Raw genomic sequence first — 22633 nt, forward strand, 5'->3', positions numbered from 1 at the left:
GGCGCGGTCAGCGCTTCGGAGCGGTCCGGGCGACCACGGCGTGCGGCCGGCCGGGGTGCGGGACGGTGAAGGCCGCGTAGAGGGCCTCGTGGTCCCCGCCGTCCGCGCTCGCCACCGACCAGCCGCCGGCCTCGAAGCGCGCCGCGATGCCGCCGGGCCTGCCGTAGGTCGCCGACTGGTTGTCGATCACCACGGTGTGCAACTGATCCAGACCGGCGGGTCCGGCGAAGGCGAGCGCCTCGTGGTTGCTGCCTTCGTCCAGCTCGGCGTCCCCGACGAGAACCCAGATCCGGGGACCGGTGCGACCCTGCGCCCGCAGCCCCAGCGCGGTGCCGACCGCGAGGGGGAGGCCGTGCCCCAGCGAGCCGCTGCCGATCTCCGCGCCCGGCACGAGCAGCCGGTCGGGGTGCTGGCCCAGCGGCGAGTCGAAGGTACCGAAGCCGGTGAGCAGCTCCTCCGGGAAGAAGCCGTGGGCGGCGAGCACCGCGTAGTAGGCCATCGGTCCGTGTCCCTTGGAGAGCAGGAACCTGTCCCGGTCCGGATCGTCCACGGTCGCGGGGCCGACCCGGAGCACCCGGTCGTAGAGCACCCAGAGCACGTCCAGGGTGGAGGTGGCGGCGGGCCCGTGCTTCTCGTCGCCGGTCATCAGGCTCATCAGGCGGTTCAGGTCGGTGTAGCCGTGCGTACGGAGCTCGGCTCCGGTGGAGAGCGTCATGCTGATCATCGTCCGACCTCAACCAAGGTTGAGGTCAAGAGAAAGGTGTGCGTGACCACCCGTCCATGTTTGGTATCGTTCTCTTGCACGTTCGGCCAGGGCGAGAGTCCAGGTCAGACGGTGCCGGGACGTGGCGCAGCTTGGTAGCGCACTTGACTGGGGGTCAAGGGGTCGCAGGTTCAAATCCTGTCGTCCCGACTGGAGACAGTCGCAGATCAAGGGCCGGATTCGGAGTCATCCGAATCCGGCCCTCGATCGTTTTTGGGGACCAGTCGGGGACCAGTCGGGCTCGCAGGCGTTCGCCGACCCGGAGCTGGGCATCGCGTACGGCTGCACCCGCCGCCGGTACGCCTTCCCTGGTGGCGAGGCGCCCGAGAGCACGCGCCTGGTGGAGGCGGTGGTACTGGCGGCCCGGAGCGCCTGAAGAGGACTCGGGCCGCCGTGTTCGTACCGGCGGCCCCGCGCTCACACCGTGAAACGTACGGCTTCCAGCCAGGAGTCGTTGTTCAGGGTGCCGCCGAATATGTAGTTCCCGGAGGCCTGGCCGATCGGCTTGTCACAGGCGAGGCCGCCCCAGCCGGAGCGCACCCGGGCGCTCTGGCAGACCGCGCCGTCACCGACGTTGATGACGAAGCCGAGCATGTAGGGATAGTTCTTGGCCGTGCTGCCGATGTAGTTGTCGACCCCGTCGGCCACGCCGTTCCAGGGGGTCTTCCACTCGTCATTGTGTACGAAAGCATTGCCGGCGGTGCCCTTCGTACCGGACACCGCGATGTTGAGGGCCTTGATCTTCTTGCCCGTGATGCCGGTCGTACCGCCGTCGCACACCACGCTCTGCCAGCCCTTGCCCTCTACGTAGGCGCGGTAGCAGATGTGCCGCCCCGGCTGCCGGGCCGCGAGGCGCGACACGATCAGGGCCGCGGTCTCCGGTACGGCTGCGGGGGCGGCCTTGGGAGCGGCCGCCGACGGCTTCGGGGTGGCGGGCACCGTCTTCTGCGGGGCGGGGAGCGGGGGCTGGTAGGCCTGTGCGGGAGCGGCGGGCAGAGGCGCTGCCACCGGGGTGGGGGAGGCCGTCGGGGTGGGGGAGGCCTTCGGGGTGGGCGAAGCCGAGGCCGCCGGGGTGGGGGAGACGACGACGGTCGGGGGCGGCGGGAGGACGCGGGCGGCCGCCGCTTCCTGGCTGTCACCGAAATCATCGGCGCCGTCGCCCGCCAGTGCGGCGGTGAGCACGAGGGGCGCGGCCACCGCCGTGGCCGTCCAGCCCAGCGTGGTCCAGACGCGGCGTCCGGGGGCCATTCCCCGGGGCCCGCGGACGCGGCGGCGGCGGAAGGCTTCGGCGAAGTCCGGCCCGGCCGGGGACGGTTGGTCCGGGGCCGTCGGGTCCGGGGACGACCGGGGTGCCAGGGGCTGCTTCGAGTGCTCGGACTGCGAGTTCATGGGGGTGCTTGGCTCCAGTCGACGGTCGCGGAGCGGGCAGGAGCGGATCGGGTCCCTCGCTGTCGGGATGTCCGCCGGCCGGGGGTCGGCCCGGGGCGCCACCCTAACGCGGGTTTGTCTCCGTGGGTTTCGAGATCTGCAATGTTCTGAGCTTTTACTGAGCATCAACAAGCTTCTGGGGATCTACGTTGACTGAACGTCACCGTGAACAGATAGAACATGAGAGGGCATTCCCCCGTGCCCTTGATTCTCCGCCCCCGGGCGATGTGGAGCGAAACAGTGATAGATGCTCACGGCACATCAGATTCGTCCTCTCGACCCGCCACGGCCGAGCGCCACCGGGCATTGCTCATGAGGTTCGCGAACCGGCTCACCGGGGACCCGTACCGGGCCGAGGACATCGTCCAGGAGACCCTCCTGCGCGCCTGGAACCGGCCGCCGGCCGCCGTGCCGGTCGACGACGACGAGCGGCTGCTCGCCTGGCTGTACACGGTCGCCCGCAACCTGGCCATCGACATGCACCGCCGCGACCGCGCCGTGCCCGTGGGCGCGTTGCCGCAGCAGCTGCTGAGCCGCAGCGGGGAGTGCGACCTGGCGGAGCAAGTGGTCGACCGGCACGTGGTGCGCACGGCGCTGGCCCTGCTGTCGCGGGAGCACCGGGAGGTGGTCGTACGGGTCCACCTCTGCGACCGCCCGAGGGACGAGACCGCCCGAGAGATAGGGATATCCCCGGGAACGGTCAAGTCCCGTACGCACTACGCCCTGCGGGCCCTGCGCAGGGAGCTGGCCGCGTGAACGGCGTCGACCCGATCCGCTGGATCTCCGACCACCGGGACGGCATCATCCGGTGGACCCTCGTGGTGTGCGTGGCCTTCCTGCTCTTCCTGCTGGTCCGGCACTTCGCCATGAAGCTGGGCGGCTGGAAGGCGGCCGGCCGGCGCGTGGCGCGGGAGACCGCCCTCACCGGTGCGGCGTTCGCCTCCCCGGCGCGGGCCTGGCTGCGCTACCGCCGGGTGCTGCGGATCCTGGTACGGCGGCTCCGCTCGCCCGAGAGCTGGCGCGACGCCGAACGGGCCTTGTCCGCGGTGCGGCTCGTGGCCGCGCCCGCCGTGCCGTACGCGGTTCTCGTCGACGACCGGACGGTCACCGTCCTGCTGGCCGGGCGGCACGTCCCCCCGGCGCCCGAACCCTGGGTCGCGGAGGCCGAAGTCGACCATCCGCCGCGCTGGACGGTCCTGCGGTCGGAGCTTCCCGCCGTGGTGCCGGAGGCGGGGCTGAACCGGCCGGTCGTGGTCGCCATCGGTGCCGAGGACGCGCCCGTCGGCCGGTGCGCCTTCCTGGATCTCGCGACGGGGCCGCCGACCCTGGCACTGGACGGGGACGAGCGGGCCCGCGCGGCACTGCTGCCCACCCTCGCCGCGCAGTTGGAGCGGCGGCTGCCGCCCGGGCAGACGGTCGTGGCCGAGGGCGTGCTGCGCGGGTACCCGGGCGAGCCGGTGCGGGAGGCGTACCGCAGGGCCAGGGAGACTCCGGCCCGGCTGGGTACACCCCCGTTCCTGGCGGCGCGCGAGCTGCCGGACCCGCTCCCGCCCGAGATGGCGGGGCCCCCGGCGGCGGTGCCGGCGCTGCGGGTGCTGGTCCTCGGCTCCGGACGCGGATACGTACGGCGGCTGCACGCCGACCGGTACGGGCAGCTCGCGCTCCCCGGCACGCCGCTGCTGCTGCTGTCGCACGCCCTGCCGCGCGCGGTGTCCCGCACCTTGAAGCGGATCCCGCCGGTGCATCCGCCCGCCCCCTCGGCGGACGGGATGCGGCCGCTCTTCGAGGAAGAGGACGAGGCCGTCCCCGCAGGGCTGGGCGAGGCCGACCCGGACGAGGGCGTGCCGACCGCGGCCCCCGCCGCCCGGGAGACGCGGCGCACGGCACCGAAGACCAGCGAGGCGTCGGCCGGGCCCACCCCCGTGCCCGCCGGCGTCTCGCTGCCCACCCCGCGGCCGAGGGTGCGGGCCACTGCCGACCCGGAGACACACCCGGCCCCCGGGATCCCGGCCGGCCAGGACCCGGAGCGCGCGCACCCTCCCGCGCCGGCGCCCGTACACGGCGGGCCGGGGCGCCCGCCGGAGCCCGGCACCGACGGCCCGGTACCACCCGTCATCTGGGCCGGCTCCGACCCTGACCCGGGAGCCTGGTCCGGGCTGGTCGGCGACCCCGGCGGACCGGACGGGCCCGGCGGGCCGGGCGGTCCCGGACCCCACGGACCGGGCGGGGAGCAGGGCGAGGAGCCCGATCCGGATGCCGGGGTGCCCTCCGCCCCGTCCCCACGACACCGCTGAAAGCCACCGCAAGGAGTGCCGTGAGACTCACCCTCTCCACCGTCGACGCCCGGGGCCACCGTGCGGACCACCTGCTGGACCTCCCCGAGGGCGCCGACCTCGCCGCCCTCGGCGAGGCGCTGGGATCCGCCGAGCTGTATCTCGGGAGCAGTCCGCTCCACCCCGACCTCCCCGTGCGGGGCAGCGGACTGCGCGAGGGCTCCGTGGTCGGCCTGGGCGTCCCGGTGCCCTCCCCGGCCGGGGCGTCCGAGGCGTGGCGACCGCCCGCCTCCGACCCCGCCCTCGTCGAGATCCAGCACGTCGGCGGGCCGGGCGCGGGCCGGGTCTGGCGGCTCGGCCCCGGTGACCACGAGGCCGGTACCGACCGCGGCTGCGTCCTGTACCTCGACGGCGGCGGGGCGCCCGCGCGGGGCACCTGGATCACGGTGGGCACCGACGGGCGGGTGAGCCTGCGGCTAGCCTCCGACGCGGACGCCGAGTGCGGGCTGCGCAGTCTCACCCCGCCCCCGCCGGTCGACCCGACCACCGGCACCCCGCTCACCGCCGAGGAGCCCGCCGGCCCGCAGGACGGCGGCCCCGGCGGTCACACGCCGGAGCCCGCCCCGCCGGGCCCCGACGGCCACCCCGTCCCGCCGCCGCTGCCGCCCGTCGGGAGGCTGCCGGTGCCGGACGACGGCTCCGTCGAATGGCCCGCGTACGCCGACCTGTCCCTCGGCGACCACCTGCTGCGCCTGAGCCGGCCCTTCGAGGCGGACGCGGCCGTGAACCGGGCAGCCGACGGCGTGGGCATCGAGTACAACCGGCCGCCGCGGATCGTCCCGCACCTGGACACCGAGTCGATGACCATGCAGGGCCCGCCCGCCGACAACACCAAGCGGCCCTTCCCGTTCCTGATGATGATCTCGCCACTGATCATGGGCCTGGTCATGATGTTCCTCTTCCGCAGCCTGTACTTCGTCGTCTTCATCCTGCTGACGCCGCTGATGGCCGTCGGCAACTGGGTCTCCGGCCGGCGCACAGGGCGCAAGCAGTACGAGGAGAACCTCCGGATCTACCTGGTCCGCCGCTCCTGGACGGAGCTGGAGATGCGGCAGGCGACCATCGACGAGCGGAAGCTGCGGGCCGACACCTTCCCCGACCCGGCCTCGCTGCTGCTGACCGCCTCCGGGCCCGGCAAGGGACTGTGGCAGCGGCGGCGCCGCGACCCCGACCACCTCACCCTGCGCGTCGGCACCCTGACCCGTCCCTCGCTCAAACGCATCGACGACGGCGCCCGCGACGCCAACCACCGCCAGGTGCACTGGCGGATCGCCGACGCCCCCTTCGGCATCGAACTCGCCGAGCACGGGGTCGTCGGCATCAGCGGTCCCGGCGCCGCTCCGCGCACCCTGGCCGCCTGGGCCGTCGCCCAGGCGGCCGTCCTGCACAGCCCCCGCGACCTGCGGATCGTCGTCCTCACCGACCGCGAGCACGCGGACGCCTGGAACTGGGTGCGCTGGCTGCCGCACCTGCGCTCCACCCGCCCCGGCGCCGCCGTCGTCAGCCTCGGCAACGACCCGGAGAGCACCGCGCACCGGGTGAACGAGCTGATCGGCGAGATCCAGAACCGCTCGGACAACAACACCTCTGCCCTGAGCCGCTCCCTCCAGCGGGAACCCGACATCATGGTCGTCCTGGACGGTGCACGCAGGCTCCGCGACGTCCCGGGCGTGGTCCACCTGCTCACCGCCGGGCCCGCCGCCCGGGTGTTCAGCCTCTGCGTCGACGAGCGCGAGCGGCTGCTGCCCGAGGAGTGCACAGCCGTCGTCACCACCACCGGCAACCGGCTGACCGTCCGTACCTCCGGCGTGCCGGCCGTGGAGGACGTCCGGGCCGACCAGGTCGACGCGCAGTGGTGCGAGGAGGTCGGGCGGGCCCTCGCGCCGCTGCGCGACGTCACCGTCGACAGCGACTCCGGACTGCCGGAGGACGTCCAGTTGCTGCCGCTGATCGGCCACGAGCCGCCGGACCCGGCCGCCTTCGTCCGGGCGTGGGCCCGCCGGCCCGCCACCAGCTCCTTCGTCGTGGGCTCCGGATACGACGGCCCGCTCACCATCGACCTGGTTCGCGACGGGCCGCACGGACTGATCGGCGGCACCACCGGCTCCGGCAAGTCCGAGCTGCTCCAGACCATGATCGCCTCGTTGGCGGCCGGCAACCGGCCCGACGAACTCGCCTTCGTCCTGGTCGACTACAAGGGCGGCAGCGCCTTCCGCGAATGCGACCGGCTGCCGCACACCCTCGGCATGATCACCGACCTGGACGGGCACCTGGTCCGCCGGGCCCTGGCCTCGCTCGACGCCGAGCTGCGGCGCCGGGAGATCCTGCTGAACGAGGTGGAGGCCAAGGACCACACCGAGTACCGGGCCAAGCGGTCCCGTGACCCGAGACTCCCCGCACTGCCCCGACTGCTCATCATCATCGACGAGTTCGCCACCGTGGTGCGCGAACTCCCCGAGTTCGTACCCGGCTTGATCAGCCTCGCCCAACGCGGCCGTTCGCTGGGCCTGCACCTGGTCCTCGCCACCCAGCGGCCCGGCGGATCGGTGAGCAACGAGATCCGTGCCAACACCAACCTGCGGATCTCCCTGCGGGTCACCGACCGCTCCGAGAGCCAGGACATCATCGACGCCCCGGACGCCGCCGGTATCTCGGCGAGCCATCCCGGCCGGGCCCTGGTCCGGCGCGGTTCGGCCGCCCCCGTGCCCTTCCAGACGGCCTACGTGGGCGCCGAGCGCGGAGGCGCCGCCCCCGACCCGGCGGCCGTCCCCGACCGTCCACTCCGGCCGATCCGGAGCTCCGAACTGACCTGGCAGCGCCTGGGCCGGCCCCCGGCCCTGCCCGAACACTCCGACGACGACCCCGAGGCGACGCCGGGACCCGCCCCGGAGGAGCTCCCCACCGACCTGAAGGCCCTGGTCGACACCCTGATCGAGGCCACCGGGCGGTTGGAGGACTTCACCCAGCAGCCCAGGCCCTGGCTGCCGCCCCTGGACGAGCGGATCGCCCTGGAGGAGCTGCCCGCGCCCCCGGAACCCGCGGAGGGCGAACTCCCGGCGGTCCCGTACGCGCTCCTCGACATCCCCTCACTCCAGCAGCGGCGCCTCGGCGCCATCCAGTGGTCGGCCTTCGGGCACCTCTACGTCATCGGCGCCCCGCGCTCCGGCCGCACCCAGGTGCTGCGCACCATCGCCGGATCCACCGCCCTGTGCATCGACAGCGGCGACCTGCACATGTACGCGATCGACGCGGCCGGCGGCGGCCTCGCGGCGCTGGAGGCACTGCCGCACTGCGGGGGCGTGGTCTCCCGCCACGACACCGAGCGGATGGAACGGCTGATCAATCGCCTGGTCGCGGAGTTGACGATCCGTCAGCGCCTGCTGTCCCAGCACGACTGCGCGGGCATCAACGAACTGCGCGCCAAACTGTCCGCGGCCCGACGCCCCGCCCATCTGGTCCTCTTCATCGACGGCTGGGACGCGCTGAGCCAGCTCCTCGACGACTACGACGGCGGCCGGGTCTACGCCGACGTGGTGCGGTTGCTCCGCGAGGGCGTCGCGGCGGGCATCCACGTCATCGCCACCTCCGAACGCGTCCTGCTCGGGGGCCGTCTGGCCGCGCACAACGACAGGCGTCTCGTGCTCCGGCAGACCGACCCCAGCGACTACAACGTCGTCGGCATGGGCCGGGACCGGGTCCCCTCCCACGTGGCACCGGGCCGGGGCTGGCACGCCCCGGGCGGGGTCGAGGCGCAGATCGCGCTGCTGCCGACCGTCTCGCCGGAGAGGCCCGACCAGGGTGACGCGCTGCGCGCCATCGGCAAGCAGGCCTGGGCGCGGGAGAGCGAGGTGCCCTCGCAGAAGCGGCCGTTCAAGATCGGCGAGATGCCCACCCTGATCGGCTTCCAGGAGGCAGTCGACCAGGTCCCCAAGGCCCAACTGCGCCCGCTCTGGGCGCTGATGGGCGTCGGCGGCGACGCGGTCGGCCCGATCGGCTACGACTTCCAGGAGGGCGGCGGCTCCTTCGTCGTCGCGGGACCGCCCCGGACCGGCCGCAGCACCGCGCTCGCCGCGATGTCCGTCTCCCTGCTGCTCGGCGGCACCCGGCTGATCGTGATCACCCCGCGCGAGTCACAGCTGCGCCGGCTCGCCGCGCACGACCTCGCCCACGTGTTCCGCGAGCCGGACCCCTCCAACGAGGCGCTCACCGAGGCCCTGAACGCCGTCGCGGGACAGCCGGTGGTCGTGGTCGTCGACGACGCGGACCTGCTGCTGGCGGCGGACGCCGACCGCACTCTGCGGCAGGTGGCCACGTCCGGGCGGGACCACATGCAGGGCCTGCTGCTGGCCGGCCTGCCGGAGTCGATGCACTCGCTGGGCTGGGTGGGTACGGCCCGCCGGGCCCGGCGCGGGCTGCTCCTCGGCCCCAAGAGCCCCGGCGAGGGCGACCTCATCGGATCCCGCATCTCCGGCGACCAGATCCGTACGCAGCTGGGGGCGGGACGCGGCTGGACGGCGGGCGAGAACGGCAGCGCCATCGCCGTGCAGGTGCCGCTGACGGTCCTGGACGCCTGAAGACCGCGTCGGCGTCGAAGGGCCGGGCCGCCTGGCCCGGCCCTTCGACGTACGGCTCACCCGGGGACCGTCACTTCTGCGCGGCGGCCTCGGCCTGCGCCTTCTTGATCTCCTCGACGATCTGCGAGTCGGACTGCCCCATCGACTCGGCGATCTTCTTGAAGTTGTCCGCGTACGAGGCGATGTTGGCCGCGGAGGTCTTCATCTGCTTGCTGAACTCGTTGTAGGCGTCCCGCATGACGGGGCTCGCCTTCTCGAAGACCAGGCCGTTCTGGAGCAGACCGCTGACGGTGCCCTCCAGCGAGGTCAGCTCGTTCGATATGTCCGTGAGCTTGTTGCCCATGGTGGTACAACCGCTGAAGATCTCGTCGTAGTCGAATACGACGTCGTCATTGCCGACAGGCATCCTGACAGCCCCTTCTGTTGAGTGTCCCTGCGTCGTACGGGGCGCCAGGCCGTGTCCGACCATTCAGACACGGCCCAGGGCCGGTCAGTTGCCGCTGCTGTTGACCTTCTCGGCCAGGTCGGCGTCCATGCCCTGGACCGACTCCTTGATCGCCTGGAACTGCTTGGCGTAGCCCTTGATGGACTCCGTCGCCTGCGTCAGGGCGGTGTTGAACTTCTCGTACTGCTGCTGGAGGGCGGGGCTGCTCTTCTCCAGGACGAGGAAGGTGGACAGCAGACTGTCCACCTCCTTCTTGGCCTCCGTCATCCGGGGCACCAGGGTGACGTCGACGCTGGTGTTGAGCATCCCGGCAACCCGGTCGATCTCGGAGTAGGAAAGGCGGATGTTGGCTACCACGAGTGGTTCTCCCTCTGTCGGTCGGAGCTTCGATAGGTGCTGCGGGCGAATCCGCGGGCAGAACCGCGGTGCGCGTCAGGCGTAGGTGTACGAGTAGTCGTCCTCCTCCTCGACGACCTCCTCCCACTCGGCGGTGGGGCCCGAGCGGGTGTACTGGGTGGTCTCGTCGTCCTGGACGACCTTCATCGTCCCGGAGCCGTCGTCGTTGATCACCACCGTCGAGGTGCTGGTCTTGCCGTCGCCGCCGGTGGTGGTCACCGTGTAGTCGCGGGTGTCGTACGGCTTGCCGTCGCCGGGCGGGTCGACCATCTTCGGCGCGCCCTGCTCGTAGGTGGTGGACGTGGTGAACGTCTGCCCGTTGGTCTTGACGGTGGACGTCTCCGTGATGACGTTGTTGTCCTTGTCGAGGACCAGATCGACGTCGACGGAACCGGTCGTCGTCTCGGAGTGGTAATGGGTCGGCGGAGTGTCCGGCGGCTTGGGCGGCGCGTCGCCGGGCTTCAGCGGCGGGTCGTCCGCATCGCGCCACGCCTGGCACCAGCCGGGTGCGTCGTCGGCGTTGCAGACCATGCGGATGCTCGCGTCCGGGTTCTTCTCGAAGTAGTCGGAGGCACCGATGCTCTTCAGGAAGTCGTCCCACTCCTTCTTGTCCTGCACCCAGTCGTCGTAGGCCTCCTTCTTGTTCTTCCAGTCCTCCAGCCCGATCGACTTGCCCATGACTCCGGCGCTGCCACTGATCTGGGAGTCGGCGTCGAAGAACACGTCGGAGACGCTCTTGAAGAGTTCGGCCAGTTCGTTCAGGCCGTCTTTGGCCTTTCCCTGGCGTCTCTTCGAGAAGGAGTAGAAGTAGTTGAACTCCGCCGAGAGATTCGCGTTCCCGAGGATCCTGCGGCGCTCACTGGATTTCGCGTCGCCCAGGCTCTGGTAGGCGCCCTCGCCGGCGCCCGCTCCCGCCTGGGACGCCAGATCACGGAGCTTCGACTGGACCTCGTGGAGCAACCCGTAGTCGATGGCGAAGTCCGAGGTGATGTCGGCCACGGCCACCTCCTTCCTGCTCGTACCTTGCTTCGACCACGCTCCGGACCCCACTTCGGTTCAACCGGGCCGCGGATTGGACGGCGGCAACCTTGAACCTGACGGGTGGCCCGTGCGTGGTCGGGATGAGGACACGACGCCGGACGAAGGAGGGGGTGGCCGGGCATGGCCCGTCCCACTGACTGGAGTGCGCTGGGACTGTCCGAGGACCCGACTCCGGGTGATCCCGACGAGCTCGACCGGGTCATCGTCTCGCAGTACACGCTGATCGAGCTGGCACGGACCATCGACAGCGGGCTGGCGGAGGTCTCCAACAAGGCGTCCGAGGCCTTCAAGGGCAAGACCGCCGACGCGCTGCGCGGCAAGATCGACGGCCGGATCCGGGGCTTCGTCACCACCTTCAAGACCGCCCACGAAGACGTCCGCACCGCCCTGCTCACCTACGTCGGAGTGATGCGCGCCCAACAGCGGGTCGCCGACGACGCGCTGACCGCGGCGGCGGCCCTGCCGGAGGACGACACCGAAGGCCGCGAAGCCCACAAGGCGACGGCGAAGTCGGCCGGGGACACCATGGAGACCGCGGCCGACACCGCGGCCACCGCGATCGCGACAGCCGCGGAGTCGATCTCCTCGCCGGTGGACGAGTGCGAGGACCTGTGGAAGGCCCTGACCTGGATCGCGATCATCCTGATCATTCCCGCGATCCTCGTCGGCGGCCCGATCGCCCTGCTGGCATTCGGCCTGAACCTTGCCATCATGATCAAGACGGCGATCGACTTCTCCCGCGGTGACGCCAGCCTGACCGAACTGCTGCTGTCGATCGTGGGAGTGCTCGCCCCGACCACCAAGGGCCTGAACGTGGGCCAGGCGTGGAAGTCCATCAAGGGTTTCGGCGCACAGGGCATCAAGGGCACCAAGAACCTGGTCCTGGGCGGCCCGAACTCCTTCGGTCTCTTCGGGCGGCTGGGCCTCGGCATCGACGACACGTTCAGTGCCACGAGCTCCTGGCTCAAGGGCGGTCTGGGCGACGCGATCAAGTTCAACAAGATCAAGGGGCTGGAGGGCGTCACCCTCCTGGGCGGCGGCTCCGGTAAGGGTTTCCAGTTCTTCCCGCTCGGCGTGCAGCTCGGGGTCATCAACACCATCGGCGCCAAGGGCTTCTTCGGGCTGCACAGCGTGATCGTCGGCTTGAACGGCATCAAAATGGGCGCCGGAGCGATCGCCAACGGCCTCTCCGGTGTCAAGGGACTACGGCTCTTCCTGCCGGTGGCCGCCGACGAGATGGGCCAGGGCCTCTTCCTGGCCTTCAAGATCGGCTTCATCGACCGCGGCGTCTTCGGCATGTACAGGTACGGGGCGTTCGTCAACGGTTCCTTCATCGGCGCGGGCAGCAAGGCCTCCGGGGTCGGAGCGGGCGTCTCCAACTTCTTCGACGCCGGCAACGGCGCCGGCATGAGCCTGGTCAAGGCCGGTGACTTCCACTTCGCTCCCGGCACCTTCGGCAACATCGGCGGCCCCGGCGGGCTCTTTGCCCCCGGCGGCCCGGTACCGCCCGGCCGGTTCGCCGCACCGCCCCCCGGCATCTCGCTGTCGATGCCGACCGATCTCTCGATCCACCTCGGCGAACAGGGCGGCTTCGCCAACCTCGGCCAGATCAACCTGCCCTCCATCGATGCCCGTCTCGCAGATCTGCCCTCCCTCGGGATGACCGGCGACCAGGCGCTGCCCACCCTCGGCGCCGTCACCCGGATCGACCTGCCCGGCGGCCTCGCGGGCCTCCCCAGCCTCGAGAACCTCCCGCAGACGATGCCCGCCCTCGGCCAGGTCAGCCTGCCCCAACTCGGCTTCTCGCCGACCCACATGCCGTCGATGACGCTCGACACCCCGTCCGTCAACGGCAACCTCGCGGGCCTCCCGAGCCTCGAAAGCCTCCCGCAGACCACGCCCGCCCTCGGCCAGGTCAACATCCCCCAACTCGGCTTCTCCCCTTCCCCCGTGCCGTCGATGACGCTGGGCACCCCGTCCGTCGACGGCAACCTCGCCGGGCTCGGCCAGGTCACCGTGAACGCCCCCTCGCTGCCCGCGCTCGGACACATCAACGTGCCCTCCCTGGGCACGGCCGGTGCGGGCCACCTCGGCCTCATCCGCACCGACATGCCGACGGTCCACGCGCAGATCGTGGACCTTCCGTCGGTGGGCAGCACGGGTGGCCCCCTGGGGCAGGTCCAGCTCGGCAGCGTGAACGTGGCGTCGCTCGGCCTGAGCGCACCCCACTTCTCCGCGACGCAGATCAACACCGCGCTGGGCGGCGGCTTCGCCTCCCCGAACCTGAGCCCCGCCCTCGGCGACGCCGCCCCGCACGTCGACACCCAGCTCGGCCAGATCGACCTGCCCGACACCGGCACGGTCCTGGGCCACACCGACCTGCCGAACGTGAACCTGGCCACGGGACACGTGGACACCCCGGACGCGCACACCGGCCCGATCGACACGGACCTGCCCACCAGCCACACCGGAGCCGTTCAGCTGCCAGGGCTCGGCCAGAACGACCTGGTGCTCTCCGTACCGCCGCCCACCGCGCACCTGGCTCCCGGCGTCCTCTCCGCCCCGGGCATCAACGGCAGGCTCGCGGACATCCCGACCGTACTGCCCGGCAACGGCTCGCCGATCACCACGCCGAACACCGCCCCCCTGCTCAACAACTCGGCACTGACCCCGCCGAGCAGCCAGTTCTTCGCCGGCCTGATCGCGGCGATGAACCGCGAGCCCCTCACCGTCTTCATGGCCCCGCACATCACCTACGACTTCCATCACACCTTCACCCACCTCCCCCAGATGCCCGCCGGTGTCCAGGTCCAGGTCACCCCCGGCACGGCCGGGCAGCTGGTGGACGTCCACGTGACGACCCCGGCCGGCACACCGGGGTCGGTGACCGCCACCCACGTTCCCGTGAACGGCCAGGACGTGCTGCGCGTCGAGCACACCCAGCTGGACGGGACGATCCAGCGCCTCGACTTCGAGCTGAGCGCCGCCAACGACCACCAGCTGCTGGACAGCCGGACCATCACCCCCGCCCGCGTCACCGGCGAGGACATCGAGATGGAGACCTTCCGGCCGGACACCGTCGCCGGCTCCTCGGGGGTCGGGGGCGTCGGAGGCGGGGGCCTCGGGGGCGCCGGCAGCACGGTGCCGCTGCCCACCCCCGTCGTGCACGTGGTGCCGCTACCGGGCCTGACGGGCACCAACGTCACCATCCGGACCGATGCCACCGGCCAGATCACGCACGCCCATCCGGTGGCCGGGGGTGTGCCAGTCACCGTCCAGCACCTCGCCGGGAGCGGCCCCGGCGGTGTCGACATCGTCCGCGTCGAGCAGACCGTCACCGCGGGCGCCGAGATCCGCCGCTGGGAGTTCACCGCCGACCTGACCGGCAACCGGCTCGTCGCCGACGAGCGGGTCTTCCCGCTCAACGACGGCGCCCTGGGCGGCGGCGTCATCACCGTCGACCTCGCCGCCGGAGTCCCCACCGTCCGCCACCTGGACAGCACCGGCGCCGTGCGGGCCACCGGCGGGCGGCCCATCCTGATCAGCCCGACCTCCCTCAACATCCCCTCCGCCCACGGCTTCCACCTCTACGACCCCACCACCGGCCTGCAGACCCACACCGGTCTCACCCTGGTCGACGCCCACGGCGCCCCCACCCCCTTGCACGTGCTCACCCCGCACACCCCGCCCGGCGGCGGGGCCGTACCGCCCCTCCAGCTCACGGGCGCCGACGGAGTGACCCCGCTCGGCACGGTCACCGTCCCCGCCCACGGAGGCGGCGTGTTCCACGTAAGGCCCACACCGGCCCCCGGCGCCGCTGCCGTCCCGCACCTCAGCGTCCACCGGGCCGACGGCACCTTCACGCACCACGCCCTGCCGGTCCCGGCCGTCACCCTGGCCGGGGGAGCGGGCCCGGCCTTCGTCCGCCTCCCGGACAGCGCCGGCGGGCTGCCCTCGCTCGTCCACGCGGACGGTACGGGCGTCGCCGGGGCCACCGTGCACCCGCAGGGGGTCAACGGCTCGCTCGGCTTCCGGATCGACCAGAACGGACAGCACCTCGTCGTCAGCCCGGCCGGTGCGCACACCCACAGCGCGGTCTCCCTCCGGGGCCCGGGCGTCCCGGCCGGCGGCCAGTTCGTGTTCAGCCCTCCCGGCACCCCCCACACGCCCCTCGCGCGGCTGCACGACCGGAGCGGCACCCCCGGCGCCCCGGTGGCGTGGGTGGACGGCACCTACCACGTGGCCCTGGGCGGCAACCAGTTCTCCGTCCACACCCCCAACGGCGCCTACGCGCACCAGGCCCTCGCCGTGGGCGGGCTGACCGTCGCCCCGCCCGGCGGCACCTTCCTGCGGGCCGACCCGGCCAACCCGGGCGGCTCCCTGCTGACGCGGGGCGACGGCACACCCGTCCCCGGCGCCCAGGTCCACCCACAGGTGGGCGGAGAGTTCCGCATCACCCACAACAACCAGCACATCACCGTCAGCCCCACCGGTGCACACACCCACGACACCGTCACCCTCCAGGGGCCGGGGGCCGGCCAGTACGTCTTTACTCCGGTCGCCACCCCGAACGTGCCCGTCGGGCACCCGCGGGCCGGCAACGGGGCCGTCGACACCACCGTCACCGTCCAGCGGACCGGCGGCGAGTTCCGCCTCACCGACGGCCACGGCACCGTGAACGTGTTCGACCCCGCGACCGGCGCCCACCTCCGCACCGACGTCCCCGTCAGCGGCGGCACGGCACTCGACGGCCACTTCGTCCGGACCGACGCGGCCGGGACCGTCACCGTCGTACGCGCCGACCTCGGCGCAGCCCCCGGCCTGCGGGCCACCCCGCAGCCGGGCACGGCGGGCGGCGGCTTCCGCCTCGACCAGGGCAGCACGCATCTGGTGGTCGACCCCCGGGGCGCCCACACCCACACCGCCGTCGAGCTCCGGGCCCCGGGCACCGCGGGCGGCACCGGACAGTACGTCTTCCACCCCGCGGCGCCCGGCGGCGCGGGCCCGCACCCGCAGGTCAAGGACGGCACGGGCGCCGACCTGCCGGACACCGTCACCGTCCGCCCGGACGGCAGCCTCCAGGTCACCGGCGCCGGGACGATCCGCTTCCACGACGCCACCGACGGGGCCTTCCGCTTCAGCCTCGTACGCCTCGTCGACGCGGCCGGCACCCACCTGCCGGAGACCGTACGGGTGTACGGCGCGGGCGGAATCCGCCTGCTGGACCAGCACCAGAACGTGGTCGACGGGGCCGTGGTCACCGTCCGGCCGGGCGGCGGGTTCCGGGTCGAGCAAGCGACCGGCGAGTTCTCCCTGTACGACGCGGGCGGCCGCCTGGACTTCCGGGCCGTCCCGGTCGCGGGCGGCGCCCCCAACGCCCTCACCGTCACCCCGACGGCCGGCACCGCCTTCACCGTCGTCCCACTCGGCGACGCCGTGAAGCTCTCCGACGCGAGCCTGTCCCGGTTCGTCGACATCACCCCGGGCGGTCCGCGGGTCCTCGACGGCCACCTCACCGTCGTGCCGGGCCACACCATCGCCCCCACGCCGGTCGGCGGCTGGCGCGTCGACCCGCCGGGCAACCTCCGGCTGGGCGAGTTCACGGAGTACGCCGCCGACGGCACGCTCACCCTCCAGCGGATCAACATCGTCACCAAGGGGCGGATCAAGGCCAACAACCACCTGGAGCTCCACCACGTGGCCACCGGCGGCGCGGGCGGGAGCCCGGCCGGCACCTGGAAGCTGATCCGTACCGACGGCGCGGGCGTTCCGCTCCCCGGGGTGGGCGGCAAGTGGTTCCACAACGGGCTGATCACCACCAAGGGCATTCCGCAGGGCCGTGTCCACCTCACCACCCACTCCGGAGTCACCGTCTTCGAGTCGCGGCCGCTGCCCGGCGGGAACACCCTCCACTCCTTCCAGTCCAGCGCCGGCGCCGAGGTCTCCACCTTCTCGTTGGGCAACCAGCGCGGCGAATGGCACGAGATCGACCCCCAGGGCGCGCTCGTGCGCAACGGCGACCGGCACTGGGGCGAGAGCGGCCGCAGCTGGTGGGACTCCACCGGCACCAGCGGGGTCGACCGGGTCCTGCACTTCCAGCAACTCCCCGACGGCGGACACGTCCTGGGCACCCTCGACCGCAACGTGTTCCACCAGAGCACGGGCAACGGCACCTGGTTCCGCTTCGACGCCGACTTCAAGATGATCGCCCAGGGCGCCCGCGCCTACGGGCCGGGCCTGGGCCGCGGCTTCACCGACACGATGGATCACCCGCTCACCGGCCAGAGCCTCGTCGTCCACGAGAAGTTCGGCCGCTTCCAGACCGACCCCCACGACGTACGCAGGCTGTTCCAACGGGAGATGGGCGCCGACGGGGTGCCCAAGTCCACCTCGGTGTCGCTCTCCGCACCGGGCAAGGAGATCGACAGCCTCAGGCAGCTGGAGAACAACGGCGGCCTCCTGGAGGTCCGCAGGGTGGCCGAGCAGCGCCCGCCGAACTGGTTCCGCCACCTCATCAGCAGCGAGTACCGCACGACGGACCTGAGCCCGTTCCCCTGGCTGAAGGCCGACAACCTGCCGCAGCTCAACGAATGGCGGGTCCGGCCCACGCCCGGCGGGGCCGTCGGTGCCCACGGCATCCGGCTGCTCACCCAGAACGCCGCCATCACCGACATCTCCAGCACCGGGCAACTCGTGCGCGAGACCCGCAAGCTGTTCCACGGCAACGACCTGACCGTCGGCAACGTCAAGGTGCCCGACGATCCCACGGGCGCTCCGGTGAACATTCCCGCCCAGTACCTGCCCTGGTCGGAGGGGGTGGGCACGTTGCAGGGGCACCGCACCTTCAACCACGCCGACTTCCAGGCCCCGCCCGGGACCGGCGTCCACGTCAACCAGGTCATCTGGCACGACCGGTTCACCACCAACCTGGGCGACGGCGACTGGTTCAGCCCCAATGCCGCCAAGCAGTGGCGGATCGCGCGCACCGGCCTGGACGACGGCACGGTGATCGAGTACCGGCCGGCCCCGGCGGTCCGCGCCGGCGGTGCGGCGGGCGACGGCGGCGCCACCTTCCGGCAGAACTTCCACATGAACCAGGGCGACTGGACGCGCTACGACCACCACGGCTTCGTCGTGGCCCGCTCCGACACCTGGCCCGGCGTCCAGGGCAGCCCCGACCTGCGGATCACCGCCCACGGCCCCGCCACCTCCACCATGACCTGGGTCGACGCCAACAACCCCCACATCAGCGGCGTCCGCCTCACCGCCCACGGCCGCGACATCAACCGCTACGGCTGGGACCGCGAGTCGTACCAGGACTTCGGCGCCGACGGACGCATGATCCGCGACCACCGCCTCCTCGCCGACGGCACCACCGTCGACTCCTGGCGCGTCAGCCGCGACGCCGCCGGCAACGAGGTCTGGCACTGGAACAAGATCGACGCACACGGCAACATCCGGGTCTTCGGCACCGGCGCCGGCGACCAGGTCCGCCACTGGTTCGACGCGCGGGGCAACGCCCTCCCCGGCTGGGCGGAGGGCGCCCGCTGGTCCGAACACGTCACCAGCCTCGGCAACATGAAGATCCAGGAGATCCCCGCCAGACCCAGCGCCGGCGCCTTCCAGAACACCTTCGGCGACGCCCCCTTCCGCGTCCGCGAGTACGTCGCGAACCCGGGCGACACCTTCAACGCCCACGCGTGGAAGGAGTTCGACGGCGGCACGGTCGTCCGCCAGAAGAAGGAACTGCTCACCGGGAACTTCCTGGAGAGCGAGAGCTGGCAGAAGCACTGGCGCCTGTACGGGCCGGGCGGCACCAACCTCCTCGCCGAACGGTCCATCTCCGGATGGATCTACGAGACCAACGCCTTCGGCCAACTGAAACTGGTCGGCCGGGAGACCAACTTCATCGACTGGGCCAACCAGTACCGCGGCTACAACCGCATGTGGAAGGACGCCAACCGCTGGGAGTTCGGCGCCAGCGTCGGCGGCGAGTCCGTCTACCGGCCCTACCTCACCAAGGCGATGCAGCAGATCGCCCTCGACGCGGGACACGAGTTCATCGTCGACTTCGCCCTCAGCCTCACCGTCCTCGGCATCGCCGCCCTCGTCACCGGGGCCAAGTTCACCGCGACCGACCTCGCCAAGGCCGCCTTCGGCGCCATGATGGGCTCCGTCGTCAAGAGCTTCGTCTCCGGTCTGCACCACGCGGCCGGCCGCGGCACCCCGTGGAAGAACGGCTGGGGCCACGTCGACTACGGCTACGCCTACCAGCGCCACCCCAGCGACGACGACTGGGGCGGCGAATGGGCGGGCCACGACAAGGTCACCCGCTGGCGCGGCGGCACCTACGACTTCGGCGTCGGCATCGCCACCGGCGTCCTCGGCGGATTCGCCTCCGGAGCCGCCTCCGCCTCGGTCTTCGGGGTGAAGACCGCGAGCGGCGAGCTGATCCACCTGTCCAAGGCGGACGCCGCCATCGCCGGTCTGATGAGCGCGGTCGGCGGCACCCTCGGCGGGCTCACCGTCGGCGCGGCCCGCAGCATGATCCACCTCAACCTGGCGGGCCGCTGGTACCACCGCGCCGGCATGGTCGACATCTACGTGGCGCCGGCCCTCGGCAAGCTCATCGACAAGTCCTTCTCCGCCTTCTTCCTGAACAGTGCCGTCCGCGACTGGTTCCAGCCGAGCTGGTACACGGACATCGGCGCCGGCGGCACGCAGGGCGGTCACCCCAACACCGACAACCTTCCGCAGGGAGCAGGCACCCCATGACGACCACCACCGCCGGTATCCCACCGCTGCGCGTGGCGGCCAAGGGGTGGGGCGGTCACCGCACCATCGCCTCGGCCCTCGCCGCCGCGCCCGCCGGGGCCGTGATCACCATCGCCCCCGGCGTCTACAACGAGTCCCTGTGCCTGGAGCGGCGGGTGCTGCTGGAGCCGGAGTACGGCTCCGGGACCGTCCACCTGCGCTCCCCCGGCGGGCCCGTGCTCGACGTCACCGCCCCCGGTTGCGAGGTGTACGGGCTCGAACTGCGCGGCAGCGATCCCGCCGAGCCCGCCGTCCGGGTCGCCGACGCGGCCGGGCTGACCCTCGACGAGTGCGACCTGGGCAGGGGCCGGATCGACGTGCTCGGCTCCCGGGACGGCACCGGGGCCGCCGCGAACTCCGCCCTCACCTTCGCCGACACCCTGGCCCGGGCGCTGCGCGACCCGGTCGACGGCGGGGTGCTGCTGGTGCGCGGCAGCAGGCTGCACGACGCCCGGCACGCCGCCGTCCACCTCGAAGGCGACGCCCGCGCCCGGCTGGTGGACACCGCCATCGACACCGTCGACGGGCTCGGAGTGGCCCTCGGCGGGAGTGCCGTGCTGCTCGCCGAGCGGCTGCGCGTCAGCGGTACCGCAGGCTCTTCGCTGCGCGCCCGCGGCTCCTCCCGGGTACTGCTGCGCGACACCCGCCTCAGCGGCCCCGGCCGCCACGGCCTGCTCATCGAGGACGAGGCCGAGGGCCTCCTGGAAGACTGCCGGATCAGCGGTCCCGCCAGGGCCGCCGTCCAGGCCGGCGGCTCGGCCACCGTGGGCCTGGCCGACTGCCGCCTCTCCGGGGCCGGGACCGACGCGCTGGCCGTGGGGGGCGCGGCCCAGCTCACGGTCCACGGCTGCTGGCTCCTGGACTCGGCCGGCCACGGCATCCTGGTGACCGGCGAGGCCGTGGCCCTGGCCGTGGACACCCTGATCGGGCGCAGCGGAGCGGCCGCCGTACGCGTCTCCGAGCTGGCCAGGACCTCCCTGAGCGGCTGCCGGATCGACGTCAGCGGGGAGCACGGGCTGACCGTCACCGACGAAGCCCACGCCGAACTGGCGGACACCACGCTCTCGGACGTGGCCGTGGCCGGGGTGCACACCGACGGCCGGGCCCGCCTCACGCTTACCGGCGGCCGCATCGAGCGGGGCGAGACCGGGCTGCGGTTGCGCTCCACCGCCGAGGCATCGGTACGGGGCACCACCGTGAGCGGCCCGAGCAAGGCGGGCGTGGAACTCGGACCGCGCGCCCGTACCACCCTGGAGGGCGTACGGATCGGATCGACCGGCAGCGCCGGTGTGGTTCTCGGCGCCGGGGCCCGGCTGTCCATGGAGGGATGCACCATCGAGGCCCCCGGCGGCAGCGGGATGGTCGTCTCGACCGGCGCCGAGCCCGCGGTGAGCGGCCTGCGGATCGACCGGGCCGCGAAGAACGGCATCCTGTTCGGGCCCGGCGCGGGCGGTGCGTTCGAGTACTGCGACCTGACCGGCGGCACCTTCCCGGCCCTGCACGTCGGAGCCAACGCCGACCCCCGGTTCACCGGCTGCCGGGTCCTCGACTGCGGCCAGGACGTCGCCCTGGCCGACGAGGCCGCCCCCGTCTTCGAGGACTGCGTCTCGATCCGGGTCAAGAACCCGCTCCTGCCGGGAGTCACCGCCGCCGGACCCGCGCCCGGCGCCCCGCCCAGGAAGCCCGCCGCCCCGGACGGGGCCGCGGGGGGTACGGGTCCCGCGGGCGGCGCCCGTACCGCCCCGGGGGGCACCGCAGCGGCCGGGGGTGGCTTCGCCTCCCTGTCCGACCTCTCCGAACTCGGCGAGCCCGAACCGGAGCCGGAGACCCTGGAGGAGTTGCTCGCCGAACTGGACGAACTGGTCGGGCTCGACGGGGTCAAACAGAACGTCGGCGGCATGGTCAAGCTGATGCAGACCGTACGGCTGCGCCAGCAGGCCGGGCTCCCCGCGCCGCCGCTCAGCCGCCACCTGGTCTTCGCGGGGAACCCCGGCACCGGCAAGACCACCGTGGCCCGCCTCTACGGCAGGCTGCTGAAGGCCCTCGGCCTGCTGGAGCGCGGGCACCTGGTGGAGGTCGACCGCAGCGCCCTGGTCGGCGAGTACGTGGGTCACACCGGCCCGAAGACCACCGAGTCCTTCAACCGGGCCCGCGGCGGCGTCCTCTTCATCGACGAGGCGTACGCGCTGGTCCCGGCCGGGGTCTCCAACGACTTCGGCCTGGAGGCGGTGGCCACCCTGGTCAAGCTGATGGAGGACCACCGCGACGAGGTCGTCGTCATCGCCGCCGGCTACCCCGGCGACATGGAGCGCTTCGTCTCCTCCAACCCGGGGCTCGCCTCCCGCTTCACCCGCAGCCTGGTCTTCGCCGACTACAGCTCCACCGAGCTGGTCCGCATCGTCGAGCACCACGCGCAGCGCCACCGTTACGAGCTGAGCGACGGTGTCCGCGGAGCGCTCGGCCGGTACTTCGACGCCGTGCCGCGCGACGCCCGCTTCGGCAACGGCCGCACCGCCCGGCAGGTCTTCCAGGCCATGACCGAGCGGCAGGCCATGCGGATCACCGAGCTGACCTCCCCGGTCGAGGCCCAGCTGGTGGTCCTCGACGAACAGGACATGCCGGAACTGGTCCCGCCGGTCCCCCCGGCCTCCTGAGCGCGAGGCGCGGGCGAAGTGGGCTACGCCGCACCGACGTTCGGGCCGGGGCGCGACCCGAAGGGGTGGGCGGGTGTGGCTGCGCCCGGTGGGAGGACGTAGTCGCCCCGGGTCGCCGGCTTCGTCGTAGGTGCAGCTCTCCATGGTGTGTCGGACGGATTTGACTGACCCTCTGCGCGATTTCG

10 protein-coding genes and 1 tRNA gene are annotated in these 22633 nt (G+C 72.5%); 6 read left to right on the plus strand and 5 right to left on the minus strand.

What is annotated here, in order from left to right:
• Positions 1-7 precede the first annotated feature (7 nt).
• Positions 8-715 (minus strand): transketolase, encoded by a 708-nt coding sequence (locus OHA55_RS29780; RefSeq protein ID WP_266712136.1) that lies wholly within the window; start codon positions 713-715, stop codon positions 8-10.
• A gap of 124 nt (positions 716-839) precedes the next feature.
• Between OHA55_RS29780 and OHA55_RS29785 the strand changes: the two genes are divergently transcribed.
• Positions 840-913, plus strand: a tRNA-Pro gene (locus OHA55_RS29785).
• Between the two features lie 267 nt (positions 914-1180).
• On the opposite strand, the gene OHA55_RS29790 is transcribed toward OHA55_RS29785, so the two are convergent.
• The gene (locus OHA55_RS29790; protein WP_266712138.1) at positions 1181-2152 is read right to left on the minus strand and encodes a hypothetical protein; all 972 of its coding nucleotides are present in this window, start codon (positions 2150-2152) and stop codon (positions 1181-1183) included.
• A 279-nt stretch (positions 2153-2431) separates the two neighbouring features.
• Here OHA55_RS29790 and OHA55_RS29795 point away from each other — a divergent pair, with 279 nt between their 5' ends.
• Genes OHA55_RS29795 through OHA55_RS29805 form a run of 3 tightly spaced genes read left to right on the plus strand, consistent with a single transcriptional unit; the run spans position 2432 to position 9098 of the window.
• Entirely contained in the window at positions 2432-2947 is a 516-nt protein-coding gene (locus OHA55_RS29795; protein WP_266712140.1) for a sigma-70 family RNA polymerase sigma factor, read from the plus strand.
• A complete protein-coding gene (locus OHA55_RS29800) occupies positions 2944-4485 on the plus strand; it encodes a hypothetical protein (RefSeq protein ID WP_266712142.1) in 1542 nt (513 codons plus the stop codon). Before OHA55_RS29795 ends, OHA55_RS29800 begins: the two co-directional genes overlap by 4 nt.
• Before the next feature lie 20 nt (positions 4486-4505).
• The gene (locus OHA55_RS29805; RefSeq protein ID WP_266712144.1) at positions 4506-9098 is read left to right on the plus strand and encodes an FtsK/SpoIIIE domain-containing protein; all 4593 of its coding nucleotides are present in this window, start codon (positions 4506-4508) and stop codon (positions 9096-9098) included.
• Between the two features lie 70 nt (positions 9099-9168).
• Here the strand turns inward: OHA55_RS29805 and OHA55_RS29810 are convergent, their stop codons facing one another.
• From OHA55_RS29810 to OHA55_RS29820, 3 genes are all read right to left on the minus strand, one after another.
• Positions 9169-9504 carry a hypothetical protein gene (locus OHA55_RS29810; protein ID WP_266712146.1) on the minus strand — a complete coding sequence of 112 codons (336 nt, stop codon included), beginning with the start codon at positions 9502-9504 and terminating at the stop codon, positions 9169-9171.
• 84 nt (positions 9505-9588) lie between these two features.
• Positions 9589-9900 (minus strand): hypothetical protein, encoded by a 312-nt coding sequence (locus OHA55_RS29815; protein ID WP_266712148.1) that lies wholly within the window; start codon positions 9898-9900, stop codon positions 9589-9591.
• Between the two features lie 75 nt (positions 9901-9975).
• Complete coding sequence (locus tag OHA55_RS29820) at positions 9976-10938, minus strand: serine/arginine repetitive matrix protein 2 (protein ID WP_266712150.1); 963 nt, start codon at positions 10936-10938, stop codon at positions 9976-9978.
• A gap of 162 nt (positions 10939-11100) precedes the next feature.
• On the opposite strand from OHA55_RS29820, the gene OHA55_RS29825 reads away from it, so the two are divergent.
• On the plus strand, positions 11101-19755 hold the full coding sequence (locus OHA55_RS29825; RefSeq protein ID WP_266712152.1) for a hypothetical protein: 8655 nt from the start codon (positions 11101-11103) through the stop codon (positions 19753-19755).
• A complete protein-coding gene (locus OHA55_RS29830) occupies positions 19752-22448 on the plus strand; it encodes a right-handed parallel beta-helix repeat-containing protein (RefSeq protein ID WP_266712154.1) in 2697 nt (898 codons plus the stop codon). Before OHA55_RS29825 ends, OHA55_RS29830 begins: the two co-directional genes overlap by 4 nt.
• Positions 22449-22633: the final 185 nt, after the last annotated feature.

Source organism: Streptomyces sp. NBC_00102, from assembly GCF_026343115.1.
GTDB lineage: Bacteria > Actinomycetota > Actinomycetes > Streptomycetales > Streptomycetaceae > Streptomyces.